This is a genomic window from Planococcus wigleyi (assembly GCF_014836985.1).
GTDB lineage: Bacteria > Bacillota > Bacilli > Bacillales_A > Planococcaceae > Planococcus > Planococcus notacanthi.
In genome coordinates this window covers 84,754-102,203 of record NZ_JACSPU010000005.1, presented here as the reverse complement: position 1 = coordinate 102,203, position 17,450 = coordinate 84,754, and the positions used below count along the sequence as shown (strand labels likewise).

The window sequence follows — 17,450 nt, the reverse complement described above, 5'->3', positions numbered from 1 at the left end:
ATTTGGCGGAGGAGAGGGTGGCAATATGCAAGTGAAATCAGCGGTACTGCGTGAAATTGGGGCATCTGTCCCTTATGAGGAGAGCCAGCCAATAAAGATTGAAACATTGGAATTGGATTCACCGGAAAAAGACGAAGTATTGATTCAAATAAAGGCGGCCAGCTTGTGCCATTCCGATTTATCGGTGATGAATGGCAGCCGGCCACGGCCGGTACCGATGGCGCTGGGCCATGAAGCGGCAGGAGTGGTCGTTGACATAGGGCAAGAAGTTACGGATTTGGAGCCGGGAGATCATGTTGTCTGCGTCTTTGTTCCAAGCTGCGGACAATGCGGACCATGCCGGGAAGGACGCCCAGCTTTATGTGAGCGAGGGGCCGCTGCCAATACAGCTGGGACATTGCTGGGTGGCGGGCAGCGTCTTCATAAGGAATCCGAAACCATCAACCACCATCTAGGCGTCTCTGCATTTTCGGAATACGCAGTGGTTTCAAGAAATTCCATCATTAAAATAAGCAAAGACATCCCTTTTGAAAAAGCGGCATTGTTTGGTTGTGCTGTCATAACAGGAGTTGGTGCAGTAGTGAATACTGCAAGTATTAAATTGGGCAGCACAGTCGCAGTGGTCGGACTTGGTGGGGTAGGGCTGAGCGCACTGCTGGGGGCCATCGCTGCTGGGGCGAGCCGGATTGTCGCCGTGGATATCAACGAAACCAAGTTGAAGCAAGCAAAAGAATTGGGGGCTGCCGATGTCTTCAATTCCAAAGACCCAAATGTCATTGAACAGATACGTCAAGCGACAGGCGGGGGCTTGGATTATGCTTTTGAAACAGCAGGTGCCGTACCGGCAATGGAAGTCGCATATGGGATAACCAAACGAGGGGGAACTACTGTAACAACCGGTTTGCCTCATCCGGAACATCAATTTTCATTTCCATATGTGTCGCTGACCGCTGAAGAGCGCACATTGAAGGGATCCTATCTGGGAAGCTGTGTGCCGAGCCGGGATATTCCGCGTTATATGAATCTGTTTCAGGAAGACCGGCTGCCTGTCGATAAATTAATCACGGACTTTATCACTTTGGATGAAGTGAATAAAGGATTCGATATTTTGGCAAAAGGCGAATCTTCACGGATCATCATTAAGTTTTAACTGATTCGATTACCGGCAGTATTTTTCGCCTGTTCAAATGAAATTCGCAACGGGGATAGAAAATAAGAAAGGAGGCAGCCCGAGTTTCTGCTGCCGCAGAGCCAAGGGAGCAAGTACAAACAAGGAGGATTTACCATGTCTGCAAATAAGGTTTCTTCAAGAGTTGAGGGGTTGGCACTTTTGATGGAAAGATCGTTTGACGCGCCAAAAGATCTGGTGTTTTCAATGTTTACAGAACCTGATCATCTTGTTCGTTGGTGGGGACCGTTTGATTGGGAAACAGCTGTTTATAAAATGGATGTCAAACCAGGCGGCATCTGGCATTATTGTATGCGCTCGCCGGATGGACAGGAAGCCTGGGGGAAATCCATTTACCAAGAAGTCGACCCGCCGAACAAATTGGTTTATACCGATGCTTTTTCCGATGAGCAGGGAAACGAAGTTGATGGTATGCCGAAAATGCTGATTACGATGGTTTTTTCTTCCGATGGACCTGGATGCACAGTTAGTTCCAGCACGAAGTTCGATTCAAAAGAAGAATTGCAAAAGGTAATCGATATGCAGGCTGTAGAGGGCATGTCCCAAACTTATGACCGACTTGAAGCCTATCTGGCTAAGCTTCAGCCATCCGAATAAAATCTGATTTTTGGAGAGTGGAACTCTAATGATTACAAAAGTTTTTCCCTATCTGAACTTTGAAGGCGAGGGACAGGAAGCTACTCATTTTTATGCGGAGGTCCTTGGTGGAGAATTGGCTGGAATATCCACATACGGCGAAGCCCCTGATATGGGTGGTGGTGAGGTGCCGGAAGAAGCAAAAGACATGGTCATGAATGCGCAGATCAATTTTAATGACGGCAATACCTTAATGATTTCAGATGTGCCTCCCGGAATGGGCATGCCATTCAAAAAAGGAAACAATGTATCAATTACTATCCTTTATGACGACATAGAGGAAGCAAGAACCGTATTCGGCAAGTTGGCTGAGGGCGGCACTGTCATCATGGAATTGCAGGAAACGTTTTGGAGTCCATTGTATGGGAATTTGACAGATCGTTTCGGAATCGACTGGCAGATTTCCGTGGAAGGGGAGATGGAATAGATTTTTGTAAACCGCACTCCTTTCAAGGGTTGCGGTTTTTTGTCAGTTTTTTTTGGATAGCAGGAGGTGAAGAAACTTTTTTCTGTTTTAAGGATCCTCTGTATCAGTGTGTTAGAGTCTTCACATATGAGGGTATGGAAGAAAGGGACAGCCAATCAAGCTAAAGCTACAAAAAGCACGAAGGAGGATGACCATGGATACCGATAAATACTTAGTAAAAAAAGACAAGAAGATCAAACTCTCTGATTATCCCACGACAGAAAAAGATAAATACAGTGAAGAAGAACTGAAAGAAAAATTAATTCCGGAAAGTCTTGAAAAGCTCAAGGAATTGCATATGAAACTGCATGCTCAAGAAGAGAAAGGAATTGTAGTGGTGCTACAGGCGATGGATGCTGCTGGGAAAGATGAAGCCATTACATACATCTTTTCGAACTTGACGGCACAGGGACTGAAAGTGACGTCATTTAAAAAACCATCAGACACTGAACTTGCCCATGACTACTTATGGCGTTTCAAGGAAGGCATGCCATCTAGAGGGCAAATCGGTGTCTTGAACCGATCCTATTACGAAGAAGTAATTGCACCAAGGGTTCATGACCTGCTCGGAGAGACACCGCTTCCGGACGAACTGATTGACGAGAATATTTGGGCAGTCCGTTATCGCCAAATTACGGATTTTGAACGCTATATGGGGGAGAACGGTTTCCCCGTAGTGAAGTTCTTTTTTAATATGTCTTTTGAAGAACAGCGGAACCGCTTGCTTGAACGCATGAAAAACCCGGAGAAAAACTGGGAGTTTTCGTTCAATGATGTAAAAGAACGTGAGCATTGGGACGGCTATCAAGAAATATTCGAAGATCTGTTGAACCATACGTCGACTGAGTATGCGCCGTGGTATGCCCTTCCTGCCGACGATGAATGGTTTTCACGCTATATCATATCAGAAGTGATGGTCAAAACCTTGGAGCAAATCGATCCGCAGTACCCCGAAATTACGGGTGAGGAAAAAGAAGAACTGGAAAAAGCGATACGCAAGCTGGAAGAAGAGGATTAACTAAGAGGGTTCGGAATTGTCATTCCGAGTCCTTTTTTAATATGTGAAAAGAACGTGTCCAAAAGAAGAAAGGCTTGCATTTGTATCCATAAAGCTACTATAATATGAAACGTTGGTTCACTATAAAAAGAACAATTTATCTTTTTCACGTAGTTTTTATTGCAAAGTAAGATTACATAAAAATAAATGCTCTTAAGGTGACGTGCCTCTGCACGGCCTTTTTTTGTGGCTTGAACAAAATAGAATGATTAAGAATATCCTTAAGAATGGAGTATGGACATGAATAAATGGACGAGATTAATGATTATTTTTATTTCTTCAATAGTGCTTGGATTTGCGTTTAATATGTTTTTGCTGCCCCACGAAATACTGGCGGGCGGAGTAACGGGAATTGCGATGATGCTGGGCTTAGTGACGCCTTTGAATGCCGGGATTTGGATGATTATTTTGAATATCCCGATTCTGATTGTGGGCTGGATGAAACTGGGCAAGACGTTCATCGCCAATAGCCTGTTTTCTGTAGTCGTGACATCCGTTTCAATGCTGTACATTCCAGTAGTCAAGTTGACGGAAGATGCATTGCTGTCATCCGTTTTTGGAGGAGTAGTGGCAGGAGTGGCCATTGGGCTTATCATCCGTTTCTACAGCTCGACCGGCGGTTTTGATGTGATTGGATTGTTGTTGTCGATGAAGCGCGATATTCCGCTTGGAACCTTGGTATTTATCTTGAACAGTGCTGTGGTTTTTGTATCTGGATTTATCTTTTCATGGGAATTGGCGATGTATACGATGGCTTCCATCTACATCACCGGTTTGGTGATCGACCGAGTCCATACCCGCCACATTAAGCTAAGCTTGATGGTAGTGACCAATCAAGGCGAAGCAGTCAAAAAAGAGTTGCTTGATAACCTTTACCGCGGCATCACCGTAGTTGATGGTGAGGGGGCTTATTCATCGGCAAAAGTAAAAGTGCTTTATAGCGTAATCAGCCGCCATGAATTGGCTTTTGTACGGCCATTGATTAAAAACATTGACCCGAAAGCATTTGTCAGCATCAGCGAAACGATGGAAGTCATGGGGAACTTCAGAAAAGACGATAACTTCATGAAACTTCCGATGTAACGAAAAACCACCTTTTCTGTAAGCCGAGCTTACAGAAAAGGTGGTTTTTATTTTAATGAAACCGAGCTTAACCAGTGCTAGAAAATCAAGTATTCTTTCAGTGCTTGCTGCAGGGTACCAGCAGTTTTCGTTTTTTCGTCGAATTTCATCCCTGAATGAATCATTTGGCGGACTACTTCTGCACGCAATCCTGTGATGATTGTGCTGCACCCCATTAAGCTTGTCCCATCGATAAGTTTCATCAAGTGGTGGATGACCTGCGCTTCCATTTCAGCAATCCCGGACAAATCGATGATCAATGTCTGGATCTGCAGTTTTCCTATTTCAGTCAACACTTTTTCTTCGATAATCGAGGCCCGTTGAGCATCGACTGCACCGATAACCGGCAGGATACAGACCGTACTGTTAATCGGGATGATGGGAACTGAAAGGTTTTCAACCAATTGGCGATGTGCCTTCAACAAAGTGTCTTTGTATGTAGAATAGTTCAGGAAAAAAGAATTCAAAAATGAGTCGATTCGCGTGTTAACATCTTTTTCCATGCGGAAAAAATCCATGTCTTTTCCTGCTGGAACATCCTGATTGAACTTTTCAATGAATTTCCATAAAGTACGGCGAATGGCTTGCACCCATTCGAGCTTGAATGAAAGTTCAATCGAATGAGTTGCCCATGCAATTCCTTCTTGTTTTGCGAATAATTCCAGTTCTGCTTCCTGTCCATCAATAATATAAATAACCAGTTTATGGGCGTTCGTCACCAAATCAATGTTGCCAATCGATAAAATTTCCTCAATTTTATCTTTGACGTTCACAGCCTCTATTAAGAGGCTATCTTCAAATTCTTGATTATGGGTATCAAAAAAAATTTGCAGCTCTAAAGAATTCTGCAGAGAGTGTGCCATTTCTTTTCTCCTTCTTTCTTTCAAATCTAACAAACTGCTATGATGATTTTCTAATTAATATCAAATCGTTTATTGAAACAGCAGGTAGTCTGATTCGGACAAAAAATCATTGCTGATATCAACGAATAAATAACAGTCCTCTGATAAAGGATAACTGAATGTACGAATTATTTCACCTGTTTCAATATCCGAATAGATGTCCGATAATATCCCTTTATGCCAGGTTTTCATCTGCATCGTGTTTTCCAGGAAGAAAGGGCGGAATGCCCAATGAGACCCAATTTGATCCCGTTCAAATCCCCACTGCTTATTGTGTTTTCTGAAGTTGGATGACACTTGTTGCCCATCGCTGTTGCAGATATACAAACGGAAACTTTCTTCATCGAAAGCCTCGGAGACCAATTCAATAAAATCATCAGCTTTTTCAGGTCCGTGCCAGTTGGAAATCAATTTTTTTACTTTTTCTTCACGGCTCACTACAAAAGCATAGCGCCCTTCCACCATCGATTTTTCCCGTTGGACAAAAGCCTTAATCTTATCTCCCACATCAAGTGACATGGCACCGTTTATCGGCAAGTCAAAATCAGGTTTAGCCAAATAGAACCCCTGGTAATAATGGCCGCCGTGTTTCCAAGCAAAATACAATTGGTAATCGTCTTCAATATTTTCATAAGACAGCTTAGCTCCGATGCGGCGTGCCAGTACTGACAATGTCTGAATGACGTCTTGGAACACGTCTGAATTAACATTTCGGACAAAACTGGTATCAATTTTTAAGATGTGGGGTCTGAGTTGGCGGATCCGGTCAATATTGGAGCTTTTTGCTCCTACATGATCAACGGCAATTTGTATGCCGTAGGTTTTATAGTAAATCAATAAATGCGCCAGTTGATCAAAGTCTTCATCAAAGTCATGTTCAGTGATTTCAAGAACGATCCGGTCCATGGCAAAACCCTTCTCCACAAACGCTTGCAGCGTTTTCAAAAAATCTTCCCCATTGTTGATCATCAATTGCCGGGCGTTGCGATTGATGAATAGCAGTCCTTCATTGCCGGAATCGAGCATACGGCTAATCGCCAACTTCAATAAATGTTGATCGACTTCTACTTTGTATTCATCCGGAACATCATTGTCTTGAAAAAAATCACCCAAGCTGCTCCAGTCGTTCTCAACTTGGAACCGTCCCAAAACTTCATAGCCAATAACAGTATGCTTAACTGCACTGACAATCGGTTGGAAAGCAGGTTTTACTTTATCTAAGTTCTCGAGTATATCTAATGGGTCCATAATTTGTTCTCCTTTGCTGCCAATCTGTAAAGCATCAATGGACAGCCTACATGATCATAAAGAAATAAATGATGACCATGATGATCATGACTGCCAACATTGATGAAATCAATGTGATGTGCATATTTGATGGTGTAAAGGTCTCGTTGATGATTTGCTGGCGTTTCTTTTTATAATTTTGTGTTGCTGAAAAAATAACAGTGAGCCCGAAAATACAGGCAAAAATGCCGAGAGCGATGGTAAAGACATCGACAAATTGATTGCGCGTCACGCCCATCGTGAAATGCAGGCTTGTAGCCAGAAAACCGACGCCGACAATTGAAATAACAGTCCGGATCCATGCCAGATAAGTGCGTTCATTGGCAAGGTGCTGTTGAGTGTACATCAGCTGATTTTTTTCTTTTCGATATGATTGTCGCGACATTTCATTTCTCCTCCCGAAAATAAGTGGTTTCAGAAATTCGGCAATCCGAAATCGGAAAAACTGATGATCTTTTAAGTATAAAGGAATGAGGAATAAAAAGAAATTTCGAATAATGGGGTGATTAATTTTCTGGCAAATCATAAAAGTGGGTTGTTTTTTTATATTCAGTATATTAAGATGACTTAAAGCATACTAAGTTGATAGGGTTTATTTGCATTGAGAAAGAGGTGTTGAAAATAGCTATTCCTATGATGGAAGTAATAAATGTTGATAAGTCGTTCGGTTCCGGAGAAAAACAGGTGAAGGTCCTTTCACAGGCAACATTCCATGTGAAGAAAGGAGAAATCGTCACTTTATTCGGGAAAAGCGGATGCGGAAAAAGTACATTGTTGAATATCCTCGGAGGCTTTGAAAAAGCAGACAAAGGATCAATCCGGCATAATGGTGAACCGGTTTTAAAACCGACCAAGACGTGTGTAATGCTTTTCCAACAAATTAATTTATTGCCTTGGCGTTCGGTGCTGAAGAATGTAGAACTTGGACTTGAAGGTGAGAAATTGAAGCCAAAGGAAAAGTGGGCACGCGTCATGGATGCCTTAAAACTAGTCGGCCTTGAGAATTCGTTGGATAAGTTCCCGCATGAATTGTCAGGCGGAATGCAGCAGCGGGTGGCAATTGCAAGAGCTTTAGCGATTCAACCTGATGTGATTTTAATGGACGAGCCGTTTGCTGCACTAGATTCGTTTAATCGCTATAACCTTCAGCAAGAGTTGCTGCGTATCCAAAAGAAGAAGAATACAACTATTGTTCTTGTCACTCATGATATTGATGAAGCGGTGTATCTATCAGATCGCGTAATCATAATGAGTTCACATCCTGGCAGAATTCAAAAGGAAATTACAATTACTCAGATGAAACCAAGAAGCCGAACGCATGCTGATTTTCAGTATTTCAGAAGAAAAATTCTGGACGAATTCCAATTGAGTACGGAATTAATAGCTCCTGAATACAACATTTAGGGAAGAGGTGGATGCGTGAAGAAAAGAAAAATCATCTTGTCTTTATTAATGGTTACTTTATTGTTTTTTTTATCGGCTTGTGGGCAAGCAAGGATGCAGGCAGCAGTAGAGAAGCCAGTTATCAAAATCGGCTACTTGCCCATTACGCACGCCGGGCCTCTTTATATGGATGAACATATGGAAGAAGGGAAGTACGGGGAGTATGAAATTGAAATGGTCAAATTCAATTCCTGGCCAGATCTTATGGATGCTTTAAATACAGGTCGGATAGACGGGGCATCGGTATTGGTTGAACTGGCGATGAAAGCTAAAGAAAAAGGCATTGATTTGAAAGCTGTTGCACTCGGCCATAAAGACGGGAATGTCGTGATTGCAGCTGAGGAAATTGAAAGTGCAAAAGATCTGAAAGGGGAGACATTTGCAATTCCCCACACATACTCGAGCCATAATATTCTTTTGTATGAGATGTTGAAAAAAGAAGGTCTTTCACTCGAGGATGTCAATATAGTGGAGATGGCCCCCGCCGAAATGCCGGCTGCATTATCGGAAAAGCGGATAGCCGGTTATGCAGTTGCTGAACCTTTCGGCGCCTTGGCCGTAGAAAATGAAATCGGTAAAGTGCTTCACCATTCTGATGAGATATGGGCCGATTCTTATTGCTGTGTCTTAGTGTTAAGGCAGGAGTTTATGGAACGTCAGCCGAAAGCTACGCAATCGCTGGTTAGCCAATATGTAGAGTCCGGGGAGCATGCGGAGAAGAAGGATGAAGCGGTTTATGGCGCGTTTAGCCAATACATGAAGATGGAAAGAGAAGTGCTTGAACTTTCCCTTGGCTGGATATCATTTGAAAATCTGCGGATTGAAGAAGATGAATATAATACATTGCGTGATTTTGTTCTTGAAATGGAATTGATGGAAAATCCTCCTGTTTTCGAAGACTTTGTAGACAATACTTATATTGATGAAGCGATGTGACAGCAGATGAATGTGATGAAGAAGCTTATGAATTTCGCCATTGGAATGGCAATCCTTGTATTCATTTGGCAAGCGGTGATTTGGATAGGGGATTATCAGGAAGCGTTGCTTCCTTCCCCATTGAGTGTTGGCAATGCAATTATTGACTTGATCGTTGATGGCATCATTTTTGTCCACCTGCAGGTAAGCCTGGGTAGATTTGCAGCAGGCTACTTAATGGCTGCGATTCCCGCAATTCTACTAGGGATGTTTTTGGGGAGATCTCCAAAAATTTGGCAGCTTATCGACCCGATTGTCCAAGTGCTTCGCCCGGTAGCTCCGGTCGCTTGGTCTCCGTTTATTGTGTTATGGTTCGGAATCGGAAATATGCCGGCAATCGCCATTATTTTTATTGCTGCATTCTTTCCAGTCCTGCTCTCAACGGTAGCAGGAGTGAAAAAAATCAACCCTTCGTATTTGAAAATTGCAGAGAACTTGGAAATCCGCAATTGGGAGCTGATGTATAAATTTATTTTTCCTGCCGCTTTTCCGGCTGTGGTGAGTGGTTTGCGTCTTGCACTAGGCACGGCCTGGATATTCCTTGTTGCCGGCGAAATGATTGGTGCACAATCCGGGCTTGGTTTTCTGATAGTGGATTCTCGGAATACGCTGAACCTTGACTATGTGCTGGCAGGTATTATTTTTATAGGAGTCTGTGGGTTCTTGCTGGATCGCTTAATCAGCTTGCTGGAGCGGTGGGTGGGTAAACAATATGGAATTACCGCATAAGTAAATTTAATTCGTCTGATTGATTCCTAGTTTTGGCATGGAAAATAAAAACAGAATGGAGAGGATCATTCTCCATTCTGTTGCAATTCGTATTCAACTGACTTGACCTGAATTGTTTCTACCCGTTCACCTGTTTTTTTCGAGTAATAGCCGATTTCAAGCTCTTCACCAGTCGCAGGATCTACCAATGTCTTATAGCATTTCTCCAGATTACTGCTTCCCCAGACGACTAGCGCATTAAAAACAGGCTCCAGTTCTTTGCCTTTTTCGGTTAGGGAGTATTGATAGCGAGGCGGATGTGCAGAATAGAGTTCGGAAACGACTATTCCTTCTTCTTCCAACTCTCTCAGCCGTTCAGATAAAAGATTGGATGATATGCCATCCAAGGATTTCTTAATGTTATTGAAGGTCTGTTGACCAATTAAAATTTCATGGATAATCAATAAAGTCCAGCGATCGCCGATGATATTTAATGATTGGGCGATATTGCAAGGCAAATTGTATCTTGTTTTCATATTCAGCACCCCTTTAATTTATATAGTAACATAAGCTAAATAAAAGTGAACAAGGTTGATTTAATTAACTAAGTATAATAATATTACTTAATAGAAGAGAGAATCTTCCAAAAAAAGAAAAGAGGGATTAGCATGACATTATATCTTATTGAATCATCATTAAAAGAAGTCGTTTCGAATAAAGAAGAATTGGAGCAGAAGGTGACTGCTTTACAGGGACAATTGAAACAAAATTCTGCTGAATTGATTGAAGTTCAAGTATCAAAAGATTTCGCGCGTTCATTCTTCATCATTGAAGGCACTGACCAGTCGACAGCGGTTAACGTATTGAAAAATGAAGGAATCGCTGCAGAACTAGTAAAGGATGTACGTTTGGTCGGTAAAGAATTGGACGATGTAAAATCCGGCAACGATGTCATCAACTATCTAGTGGAATGGAATTTGCCTGAAGATTTGACAATGGATCAATATTTAGCAAGAAAGAAAAAGAATTCAGTCCACTATGAAGAGGTACCGGAAGTGGCATTCTCCAGAACCTATGTCTGTGAAGATATGTCCAAATGCCTTTGCTTCTACGATGCTCCGGATGAAGCTGCCGTTAAACGCGCTCGTGAAGCAGTAAAAACACCGATTGATTCTATTACTGAAATTCAGTCAAACTAAGAAAAAACAAACAGCAGGAGTTGGTTGAGATGGTAAAAAGCGGATTGGAAAACACTTTAACGCTTGAACAGATAATTGAGCAGGAGTTAAAGCCTTATGTGAAGAAAATCGATACGGAAGCTTTTTATGCTGAAGGTTTTCTGAAGAAAATCGGACAGGCTGGCTTGTTGTCATCTGATGGGAAATCACAGAAGGATCTCTTGTTTGATGAAATGGAATTGGTGGAACGTGTTGCACGAGTATGTATGACAACCGCTTTTTGTCTTTGGTGCCATCTTGCTGCTCTAACATATCTTCGGAATACGGAAAATATACAACTGAAAGAAAGGCTTTTATTTTCATTGGAAAGTGGCCAAGTGCTTGGAGCGACAGGACTGTCCAATCCGATGAAGCATTTTGCAGGACTTGAAAAACTTCATCTGAAAGCAGAATCGACAGATGGAGGTTATACCGTTTCGGGAATTCTTCCTTCTGTTTCAAACCTTGGTGAAGGCCATTGGATGGGTTTTGTAGCAAAAGTGAACGACAACAAGAAAATTATGGGTCTAGTCCAATGTGGAACTGATGGGTTGAGCATGAAGGAAAAAGTGAATTACTTGGCAGTGAATGGCAGTGCAACCTATGCCTGTTCATTCAAAGATGTCTTTATTCCAAACACGTGGATTGTTTCTGAAGATGCGGGAAGCTATGTCGAAAAAATACGTCCCGCATTTATCTCGTATCAGATTCCACTTGGCCTTGGAGTCACTCAAGCATCCATCGAATCGATTGATAAAGTCAGCAAAAAGCAGAATGGCTGCAACAGCTTTTTGCAGACACAATCGAATGAACTGCAGCAAAAAGAAATGCTTTTGAAAGGGAAAATAAGCGAGTTACTGAATCAAAAAGACATACACTGGAAAGACATTGCGGGCCTTCGGCTTGAAACCGCGTATCTAACATTGGAAGCGGTCCAAGCAAGCATGCTGCACAATGGCAGCGCAGGTTATATCCAGGACAGTGCACCGTCTCGACGGATGCGGGAAGCCTATTTCTTTGCGAACCTGACCCCGACTATTAAGCATTTGGAGAAGCTGCGCCAACTATAGATTGTGCAGAAAACCGCCGATGAAATCGATACTGATTTCATCGGCGGTTTTCATCTGGTTTCTGATTTGAATTTGGCATCATCCAAAGGACTATAAGATTCTTTACTCCATGACAATATCACCATTCACAACATCCACTTTTAGCTTAGGGAACTCCCCGCCAAATGACACATTCCCGGAATCATCCCCGAAAATGTCGATCATGCCATTTGAAGCTTTCGCTTGAACATAACCTTGCGTGGGTTTGTTTTTTGTATGAATAGTGACATCTCCATTATCTGTTGTAAACTCGATAGGAGAATTCAGCATTTCAGTTTTCATTTCGATGCTGCCATTGGAGGAGTGGGCGATTAAATTTACGTCTGAAGTTATATTCTCCAGTTGGATATCGCCATTTGAAGAGTTTGCCGAAATCCCTTGCGCTGCACTGTCTTTCATGAAAATCGAGCCATTCGCTGTTTCTGCTGAGAAATATTTGGCATAGACATTTTGTATGGCAATATCTCCATTGGCTGTGTATGCTTCGAATTCATAGGGACCGATATCAGCCAGATTCAAATTGCCGTCGCCGCTATTGACTTTGAGAATCGTGGTGTTGGCTAAAGGAATATGGACCGTTAAGACGGGGGGATTGGAAGAGCCAAAATCAAAAAAACTTGAGTTGCTTCTGGCTTCAACAGTAAGCTGCGTTCCCTTAAGTTGGGTCAATAATTTGGAGTCATTGTTGCTGTCGGACAATTCGATCGTGGTGCTTTCGTTTTCAGAAGAGAGCATGATGACATTCGCATTTTCAACCTTGATGGTGATGTCACGGATTTCTTCATCGAAAAAAACTTCCTGTGAACTGCCGCTTGCAGTAAAGGTGTTGAATAAGAAGATGATTAATCCGATGGCCAAGAGTAAAAAGAAGACAATCAATAAAATGATTCTTCCAGATTTCCTCATAAATGACCTCTCCTTTATTCAAATCTTAAGAGCGAGGGGGAACTGGCATTCACGATTTGAAGCTCTTTCCTTGGGCAGCAAGAGTCTCGCGCAAAATCCGCAACGCCTTTGGTCCGAAGCCATGCAGTTTCAGTAAATCCTGTTCAGTAGCAGAGGTCAAATCCTGCAAGTGTAGATAGCCCGCTGCCAGTAAAGCCCGCTTTGCCGGCTTGCCGATGGTGCTTGGGAAGTCGTGCACTGTGTCAGATGATTTTCCTTTCATCACAATTCCACCTCCTATTTAATGAGTGCTGCACATAGGTTGACGCCATATTCGAGACAAGCGTTGAGGAAGGCAATGGATAAATCTTTCCTTCCCTATGATCGATCAGTTCAGAGATGAACTCTATAGCGGCTTCGTCGAATACTTCTTCTATGACTTTGTATTTCCAGCACCATTCGTTACCGCTATTTTATCAGGAATGGTGCAAGAAAGGTATGTTTGAAAAAACGGGTAACGGAGAAACAAGTAGTGAAATGATCTTTTGGGTGAGCAGTTTGATGTACTGACAGGAGAAAAGATAAGGAGGTGGCTGCGATGGTGCAGCAGGTTTTGTTCATTCACAGCGCCGGCCCTCAAGGTGAGCAGGAGGGGAGTTGGGGCTTAGTGCACTATTTGCGAAACGAATTAGGAACAGCTTATGAAGTACGTGCTCCAGCCATGCCAAACCCGGAAGACCCAAAGTACGAAAACTGGAAGAAAAGATTAAAGGAAGAGATTGCTTCTTTGGGTGATGGAGCCGTTTTGGTCGGGCATTCCATCGGTGGGTCGGCTTTATTGAAATTCTTATCTGAAGAAGAAATGGGCAAGTCATTCGCAAAGCTCATTTCGGTGGCCGCACCATTTTGGGGAAAGGATGAAGATTGGCAATTAGAAGATTTTACTTTGGCGGAAGATTTTGTTTCCCGAAATTCACTTTTGCCGGATGTTGTTCTTTTCCACAGTATTGGAGATGACACGGTCCCTTTCAAACACTTGGAAAAATACATGGAAAATCTGCCAAGCGCAACCATCAAGCAAATCCCCGGTAATGATCATGTTTTTCAGGAAGGCCTTCAGGAGCTGGTGGACGAAATTCGAAGGAACTGATCAGCAAACCCGCTCTCATGACTAAGAGGGCGGGTTTGTTTTTTTGTCTAAAAAAACAGCAGGTTCAATAAAATCGTCAAAATAATCGAGAGAATAATTGAAATGAGCAGGCTGCCCATACAGGAAATTCGCATAACCATCCCACCTTTTTAATGATAATATCAAATACCCGAACTATAAAGGAGTTCAAACCCCGTTTGTTTTTATAAAAAAACACATAGAGCTATTGGCTCTATGTGTTTATTCAATAAACTGAAGATCGCTGATCCAAGTGGAGAGATGATTTTTGGTGACTGTGTTTAAAGCGGGATCAACGTTTTTCAATAAATCCACGTGATAGCCTTTTTCATTTGAGCTTCGGACAAATGTTGGTGTAAAAGCTGGATTCTGAATGGTGATGGCAGTTGAATCAGCCGTCACTTTTTTTTCAATATCAAGATGGAGAATCGCGCCGATTTGACGGTCCGGTTCATCTTGGCCAGACAGAAAATTCCCCAGAGAATAAACCACGAACACTTTGCGGCCATCTGCAGTGTCAATCCATTCAGGGGGCTGCAGCACATGCGGATGATGCCCGAGTATAATATCGGCTCCATTTTCAGCGGCAAACTGTGCCAGTTCAATCTGTTCGGCATTTGGCATTTTTTGATATTCTACTCCAAAGTGAAGGTTTAAAACGACTACATCTGATTTCTCTCGTGCGCGTTTCAAATCTTGCTGAATGATAGCCGGATCAATCCGGTTAACCAAATAGTCCCTGCCAGCGGGTGTCTCGATTCCATTCGTTCCATAGGTATAGGATAAGAAAGAAAACGTGATATCATTTCGCGTCATCAAAGCGATTGCCGAGCGGTCATCAGCGGATAAATAAGAGCCAGCATGGACCATTCCGATTTGGTCCCAATAACGGACAGCATTTTCAATGGCTGGAACTCCACGATCGAGTGTATGGTTATTGGCGAGAGTCACGACATCAACGCCTGCCTGCTTTAAAGCATCTCCCACTTCGTAAGGGCTGTTGAAAGCAGGATAGGTGGAGAGGCCGATTTCGCTTCCTCCAATTATACTTTCCGAATTGGCGACGGTAATATCCGCTTGTTCCATGAAAGGTTTCACTGTTTCGAGCATAGGATTGAAATCATAGCCTTCTTCGGTTAAGGCATCTTTATAGACGCGTTCGTGTATGAGTATGTCTCCGACTGCTGACAATGTCGCAGACGCAGTCAAGCCCACTTCCGAAGGAGAGGTGGCAATTGGTAGCTTGCGGCCTTCAAAAACAAGCTCGTGGTTTTCATCGGCAACGGAGGTCTGCTCGGTGGCACACCCAGTTAGAAAAAGCGCTGCGGCAATTATGGATGGAATAATATATTTTCTGCGGGAATTCACTGATTTCACTCCTTGAAGTTAATAAGATGGCGAGCGGAATGTCCCTGAGTAAAAGTCAAATAAATTCCATCTGTTTATCTTTACCAATAATAAAATTATTAGATAATCGTTACATACAGAATACTACGAAATTGAAGTTTTAACCATATGTGTGAAGCGGATTATTTTATGCGAGCATTGCTTGAAAACCGATTGTCTCTCCTATTTCTGAGAATTGCGCTAAACGCCTATCTAATGTCGATAGGCGTTTGGGTGTAGCTTCTTATGGACGATGGTTTCTTCTTGGCTGTTCTTCAAAAACAAAGTACTTCATCATAAAGAAACTGGCTGTAAAGGAAGCGAACATTGCCAAAGCTTTTGCTGAATTATGGCGAATCCATGTTGGCATGCCAATGAATTGGAAAAAGAAATTAAATACCAAGAAAACGCTGTTATTAATCAATAGACTGAACAAGCCCTGCAGGATAAAGCCGAAGCGCTGCTTGGAACTTCCACGTGCGGCATAACGAAATGTAATCATGGAATTCCAGATATAGCTATTGCCCACCGCTAAGCAATAGGCAACAGTATTGAAAATCGTCAAAGTAAGGTTATGGTTAGTTGGGTGCAGCAGCAGCAATAGATTGAGCGAACCGATATCCACCGCCGCATTCGATAAACCGATAATCGTAAACTGCAAAGTTTGGATAGAAGTTTTTGATTTTTCGTTGTTTCCCATGAGGCTCCTCAGTTCTGGCGGAATGCTGAATCCCTTATTCAGCTGCTTCCAAGGAATTCGCGGTCTTCGCATCGGCTACCTGTCTGTACAAATCCCGAATTTGTTCTGCGGCGGCAGCCCAGCCTAACTCTGACACATCAGCCACAGCTTGTTGTGCCAGCTGTTTTCGAAAGGAGCTATTTTCCAATAGGCGAACGGTTTTCTTGAAACTGTCGGGATCTTTTGAATTGTAGAGCAGTCCGTTTCTCCGATGGGTAACTTGTTCTTTTGTAGGTCCACTTTCAGCTGCCACTACCGGAAGACCCGAAGCCATTGCTTCCATGATGACCAGCCCCAAGGTTTCGGTAGTGGAAGGGAAGATGAACGCATCAGATGAAGCAAAGGCTGAAGCCAGTTCCTGTCCATGAATAAAGCCGGTAAATACGGTGGGTGTACCAGCAAAATGTTTTTCGAGTTGCTTTCGGTGCGGGCCATCTCCGACAAGTGCCATACAAAACTGGCTTGATGCAGTTAAGACATCCCGGATTTTTTCGATTTCTTTTTCAGCTGCCAGGCGGCCAACGTGGAGAAGGAGGATTTTATCTGGTTGTCCCCCGGATAACCTGTTACGCATAGCTGTACTGGAATGCTTTGGATGGAATTGTTGGGTATCAACGCCGCGCTTCCAGACCTGCATCCGTTCAAAGCCCTTTTGATTCAACTCCTCCAAAACAGTGTGAGAAGTACATAAATTGAGGTCAGCCTGATTGTGCATCTTTTTCATAAACCACCACATCAGCCAATCTAATTTGCCCAATTTGTAATAGGACATATACTGAGGGATATGGGTATGGTAGGAAGCAATCAATGGAATGTCCAGTTTTTTCGCGTAAGTGACTCCGGAATAACCGACAACTGCAGGATTGACGACGTGAACGATATCCGGATTAAACGCTGCCATATATTTTTTGACTACAGGATTGGGAAAAGCGAATTTTTTGGAACGATAAAATGGGAATGCAAAAGCTGGGACTCCTTTTATGAAAGCCCCGTCAAATTCACGAACACCCAAATCTGGTGCAATGATTTGGACTTCGTGGCCATCACGGTGAAGCCAACGGATACAGGCTGTCAATCGCGTAACGATTCCGTCCGTAGAAGGCAGAAAAGTTTCGGTGACGATCATGATCTTCATAGAAACAGCTCCCTCCGGAAATATTC

At 42.9% G+C, this 17,450-nt stretch carries 20 protein-coding genes; 11 read left to right on the top strand and 9 right to left on the bottom strand.

Features of this window, described 5'->3' with window-relative positions:
- Nucleotides 1-25: 25 nt before the first annotated feature.
- From H9630_RS14275 to H9630_RS14255, 5 genes are all read left to right on the top strand, one after another.
- Entirely contained in the window at nucleotides 26-1,150 is a 1,125-nt protein-coding gene (locus H9630_RS14275) for a zinc-dependent alcohol dehydrogenase family protein (RefSeq protein WP_191716163.1), read from the top strand.
- Nucleotides 1,151-1,285: 135 nt separating this feature from the next.
- On the top strand, nucleotides 1,286-1,786 hold the full coding sequence (locus H9630_RS14270; protein ID WP_191716162.1) for an SRPBCC domain-containing protein: 501 nt from the start codon (nucleotides 1,286-1,288) through the stop codon (nucleotides 1,784-1,786).
- A 28-nt stretch (nucleotides 1,787-1,814) separates the two neighbouring features.
- The gene (locus H9630_RS14265; RefSeq protein WP_191716161.1) at nucleotides 1,815-2,252 is read left to right on the top strand and encodes a VOC family protein; all 438 of its coding nucleotides are present in this window, start codon (nucleotides 1,815-1,817) and stop codon (nucleotides 2,250-2,252) included.
- Nucleotides 2,253-2,445: 193 nt separating this feature from the next.
- Nucleotides 2,446-3,309, top strand: a complete 864-nt coding sequence (locus H9630_RS14260; RefSeq protein ID WP_191716160.1) for a PPK2 family polyphosphate kinase — start codon at nucleotides 2,446-2,448, stop codon at nucleotides 3,307-3,309.
- A 279-nt stretch (nucleotides 3,310-3,588) separates the two neighbouring features.
- A complete protein-coding gene (locus H9630_RS14255; protein ID WP_191716159.1) occupies nucleotides 3,589-4,431 on the top strand; it encodes a YitT family protein in 843 nt (280 codons plus the stop codon).
- 77 nt (nucleotides 4,432-4,508) lie between these two features.
- Here the strand turns inward: H9630_RS14255 and H9630_RS14250 are convergent, their stop codons facing one another.
- The 3 genes from H9630_RS14250 to H9630_RS14240 form a co-directional block, all read right to left on the bottom strand.
- Nucleotides 4,509-5,333: an STAS domain-containing protein gene (locus tag H9630_RS14250; RefSeq protein WP_191716158.1), complete on the bottom strand. Its 825-nt coding sequence runs from the start codon at nucleotides 5,331-5,333 to the stop codon at nucleotides 4,509-4,511.
- Nucleotides 5,334-5,402: 69 nt separating this feature from the next.
- The gene (locus H9630_RS14245; protein ID WP_191716157.1) at nucleotides 5,403-6,620 is read right to left on the bottom strand and encodes an EAL domain-containing protein; all 1,218 of its coding nucleotides are present in this window, start codon (nucleotides 6,618-6,620) and stop codon (nucleotides 5,403-5,405) included.
- A 46-nt stretch (nucleotides 6,621-6,666) separates the two neighbouring features.
- Nucleotides 6,667-7,044 carry a YidH family protein gene (locus H9630_RS14240; protein WP_191716156.1) on the bottom strand — a complete coding sequence of 126 codons (378 nt, stop codon included), beginning with the start codon at nucleotides 7,042-7,044 and terminating at the stop codon, nucleotides 6,667-6,669.
- Between the two features lie 248 nt (nucleotides 7,045-7,292).
- On the opposite strand from H9630_RS14240, the gene H9630_RS14235 reads away from it, so the two are divergent.
- The 3 genes from H9630_RS14235 to H9630_RS14225 are packed head-to-tail and all read left to right on the top strand — an operon-like array spanning nucleotide 7,293 to nucleotide 9,806.
- Nucleotides 7,293-8,063 carry an ABC transporter ATP-binding protein gene (locus H9630_RS14235; RefSeq protein WP_225218574.1) on the top strand — a complete coding sequence of 257 codons (771 nt, stop codon included), beginning with the start codon at nucleotides 7,293-7,295 and terminating at the stop codon, nucleotides 8,061-8,063.
- A gap of 15 nt (nucleotides 8,064-8,078) precedes the next feature.
- Entirely contained in the window at nucleotides 8,079-9,038 is a 960-nt protein-coding gene (locus tag H9630_RS14230; protein ID WP_318248001.1) for an ABC transporter substrate-binding protein, read from the top strand.
- A gap of 6 nt (nucleotides 9,039-9,044) precedes the next feature.
- Complete coding sequence (locus H9630_RS14225; protein WP_191716155.1) at nucleotides 9,045-9,806, top strand: ABC transporter permease; 762 nt, start codon at nucleotides 9,045-9,047, stop codon at nucleotides 9,804-9,806.
- Nucleotides 9,807-9,871: 65 nt separating this feature from the next.
- Here the strand turns inward: H9630_RS14225 and H9630_RS14220 are convergent, their stop codons facing one another.
- Nucleotides 9,872-10,321 (bottom strand): winged helix-turn-helix transcriptional regulator, encoded by a 450-nt coding sequence (locus H9630_RS14220; RefSeq protein WP_191716154.1) that lies wholly within the window; start codon nucleotides 10,319-10,321, stop codon nucleotides 9,872-9,874.
- 132 nt (nucleotides 10,322-10,453) lie between these two features.
- Here H9630_RS14220 and H9630_RS14215 point away from each other — a divergent pair, with 132 nt between their 5' ends.
- Both H9630_RS14215 and H9630_RS14210 read left to right on the top strand, forming a co-directional pair.
- Entirely contained in the window at nucleotides 10,454-10,984 is a 531-nt protein-coding gene (locus H9630_RS14215) for a DUF4242 domain-containing protein (RefSeq protein WP_191716153.1), read from the top strand.
- Nucleotides 10,985-11,013: 29 nt separating this feature from the next.
- Nucleotides 11,014-12,072 (top strand): acyl-CoA dehydrogenase family protein, encoded by a 1,059-nt coding sequence (locus tag H9630_RS14210; RefSeq protein WP_191716152.1) that lies wholly within the window; start codon nucleotides 11,014-11,016, stop codon nucleotides 12,070-12,072.
- 102 nt (nucleotides 12,073-12,174) lie between these two features.
- Here H9630_RS14210 and H9630_RS14205 read toward each other — a convergent pair whose 3' ends face one another.
- Both H9630_RS14205 and H9630_RS14200 read right to left on the bottom strand, forming a co-directional pair.
- Nucleotides 12,175-13,017, bottom strand: coding sequence for a DUF4097 family beta strand repeat-containing protein (locus tag H9630_RS14205; RefSeq protein WP_191716151.1), 843 nt, complete (start codon nucleotides 13,015-13,017; stop codon nucleotides 12,175-12,177).
- A 49-nt stretch (nucleotides 13,018-13,066) separates the two neighbouring features.
- On the bottom strand, nucleotides 13,067-13,279 hold the full coding sequence (locus H9630_RS14200) for a helix-hairpin-helix domain-containing protein (RefSeq protein WP_191716455.1): 213 nt from the start codon (nucleotides 13,277-13,279) through the stop codon (nucleotides 13,067-13,069).
- A 315-nt stretch (nucleotides 13,280-13,594) separates the two neighbouring features.
- Here H9630_RS14200 and H9630_RS14195 point away from each other — a divergent pair, with 315 nt between their 5' ends.
- A complete protein-coding gene (locus tag H9630_RS14195) occupies nucleotides 13,595-14,146 on the top strand; it encodes an alpha/beta hydrolase (protein WP_191716150.1) in 552 nt (183 codons plus the stop codon).
- Between the two features lie 240 nt (nucleotides 14,147-14,386).
- Here the strand turns inward: H9630_RS14195 and H9630_RS14190 are convergent, their stop codons facing one another.
- From H9630_RS14190 to H9630_RS14180, 3 genes are all read right to left on the bottom strand, one after another.
- Entirely contained in the window at nucleotides 14,387-15,532 is a 1,146-nt protein-coding gene (locus tag H9630_RS14190) for a CapA family protein (protein WP_191716149.1), read from the bottom strand.
- A 262-nt stretch (nucleotides 15,533-15,794) separates the two neighbouring features.
- On the bottom strand, nucleotides 15,795-16,250 hold the full coding sequence (locus tag H9630_RS14185; RefSeq protein ID WP_191716148.1) for a GtrA family protein: 456 nt from the start codon (nucleotides 16,248-16,250) through the stop codon (nucleotides 15,795-15,797).
- 34 nt (nucleotides 16,251-16,284) lie between these two features.
- Nucleotides 16,285-17,424: a glycosyltransferase family 4 protein gene (locus tag H9630_RS14180; RefSeq protein ID WP_191716147.1), complete on the bottom strand. Its 1,140-nt coding sequence runs from the start codon at nucleotides 17,422-17,424 to the stop codon at nucleotides 16,285-16,287.
- Nucleotides 17,425-17,450: the final 26 nt, after the last annotated feature.

What these genes read in the sequence shown, in the direction of transcription:
- H9630_RS14240 (WP_191716156.1), bottom strand. Translation starts at nt 7,044, where the DNA reads ATGTCGCGACAATCATATCGAAAAGAAAAAAATCAGCTGATGTACACT.
- H9630_RS14215 (WP_191716153.1), top strand. Translation starts at nt 10,454, where the DNA reads ATGACATTATATCTTATTGAATCATCATTAAAAGAAGTCGTTTCGAAT.
- H9630_RS14180 (WP_191716147.1), bottom strand. Translation starts at nt 17,424, where the DNA reads ATGAAGATCATGATCGTCACCGAAACTTTTCTGCCTTCTACGGACGGA.
- H9630_RS14270 (WP_191716162.1), top strand. Translation starts at nt 1,286, where the DNA reads ATGTCTGCAAATAAGGTTTCTTCAAGAGTTGAGGGGTTGGCACTTTTG.
- H9630_RS14210 (WP_191716152.1), top strand. Translation starts at nt 11,014, where the DNA reads ATGGTAAAAAGCGGATTGGAAAACACTTTAACGCTTGAACAGATAATT.
- H9630_RS14195 (WP_191716150.1), top strand. Translation starts at nt 13,595, where the DNA reads ATGGTGCAGCAGGTTTTGTTCATTCACAGCGCCGGCCCTCAAGGTGAG.
- H9630_RS14260 (WP_191716160.1), top strand. Translation starts at nt 2,446, where the DNA reads ATGGATACCGATAAATACTTAGTAAAAAAAGACAAGAAGATCAAACTC.
- H9630_RS14265 (WP_191716161.1), top strand. Translation starts at nt 1,815, where the DNA reads ATGATTACAAAAGTTTTTCCCTATCTGAACTTTGAAGGCGAGGGACAG.
- H9630_RS14225 (WP_191716155.1), top strand. Translation starts at nt 9,045, where the DNA reads ATGAATGTGATGAAGAAGCTTATGAATTTCGCCATTGGAATGGCAATC.
- H9630_RS14250 (WP_191716158.1), bottom strand. Translation starts at nt 5,333, where the DNA reads ATGGCACACTCTCTGCAGAATTCTTTAGAGCTGCAAATTTTTTTTGAT.
- H9630_RS14200 (WP_191716455.1), bottom strand. Translation starts at nt 13,279, where the DNA reads ATGAAAGGAAAATCATCTGACACAGTGCACGACTTCCCAAGCACCATC.
- H9630_RS14220 (WP_191716154.1), bottom strand. Translation starts at nt 10,321, where the DNA reads ATGAAAACAAGATACAATTTGCCTTGCAATATCGCCCAATCATTAAAT.
- H9630_RS14245 (WP_191716157.1), bottom strand. Translation starts at nt 6,620, where the DNA reads ATGGACCCATTAGATATACTCGAGAACTTAGATAAAGTAAAACCTGCT.
- H9630_RS14275 (WP_191716163.1), top strand. Translation starts at nt 26, where the DNA reads ATGCAAGTGAAATCAGCGGTACTGCGTGAAATTGGGGCATCTGTCCCT.
- H9630_RS14235 (WP_225218574.1), top strand. Translation starts at nt 7,293, where the DNA reads ATGATGGAAGTAATAAATGTTGATAAGTCGTTCGGTTCCGGAGAAAAA.
- H9630_RS14255 (WP_191716159.1), top strand. Translation starts at nt 3,589, where the DNA reads ATGAATAAATGGACGAGATTAATGATTATTTTTATTTCTTCAATAGTG.
- H9630_RS14185 (WP_191716148.1), bottom strand. Translation starts at nt 16,250, where the DNA reads ATGGGAAACAACGAAAAATCAAAAACTTCTATCCAAACTTTGCAGTTT.
- H9630_RS14205 (WP_191716151.1), bottom strand. Translation starts at nt 13,017, where the DNA reads ATGAGGAAATCTGGAAGAATCATTTTATTGATTGTCTTCTTTTTACTC.